Annotated in this window: 1 protein-coding gene; it reads left to right on the plus strand. The window is 65.7% G+C overall.

What is annotated here, in order from left to right; genetic code table 11:
* Positions 1–292: 292 nt before the first annotated feature.
* A partial coding sequence (locus ACPXB3_RS22475) for a helix-turn-helix domain-containing protein (protein WP_425729854.1) occupies positions 293–603 on the plus strand: 311 nt, incomplete at its 3' end.

Raw genomic sequence — 603 nt, forward strand, 5'->3', positions numbered from 1 at the left:
GGGCATGGCTGATGCTACGTCGTTGTTGTTGGGTCTGGAAGGACTCGAGGTCAGGGCGGTCACTCGACTGGCCGATCTTTCTCGGGTGGTGGATGTGGTGACCGCCGATCCGGGGGCTGCGAGGTGCCCGGACTGTAAGGCAGTCTCGTCGTCGGTGAAGGGCCACGCAGTCACCCGGCCCCGCGATATCCAGTACGGCGACCATCCAATCACGTGGTGTTGGAACAAAACACGGTACTACTGCCGGAACCGGTCGTGTGAGCGGCGCTCGTTCACCGAATCGATCGCACAGGTGCCGCGACGACGTCGTACCACGACCCGGCTGCGCACTCAGATCGGCCGCAGTATCGGTGAGGCGGCGCGTTCGGTAGTCGAGGTCGCCGCCGCGGCGGGCGTGTCGTGGCCGACCGCGCACACCGCGTTCGTTGAACACGCCAAGACCGTGTTGACCGACCCAGAACCGGTACGAGTCCTCGGGATCGACGAAACCCGCCGCGGCAAGCCCCGCTGGACTCGCGACAAGGATGGCGCCGCTGGATACGCGTGGACCCGTGGGACACCGGGTTCGTCGATCTCGGTGGCAATCAGGGCTTGTTGGGGCAG

It is taken from the genome of Gordonia sp. DT219, assembly GCF_049847065.1.
In the GTDB taxonomy this organism is placed as follows: domain Bacteria; phylum Actinomycetota; class Actinomycetes; order Mycobacteriales; family Mycobacteriaceae; genus Gordonia.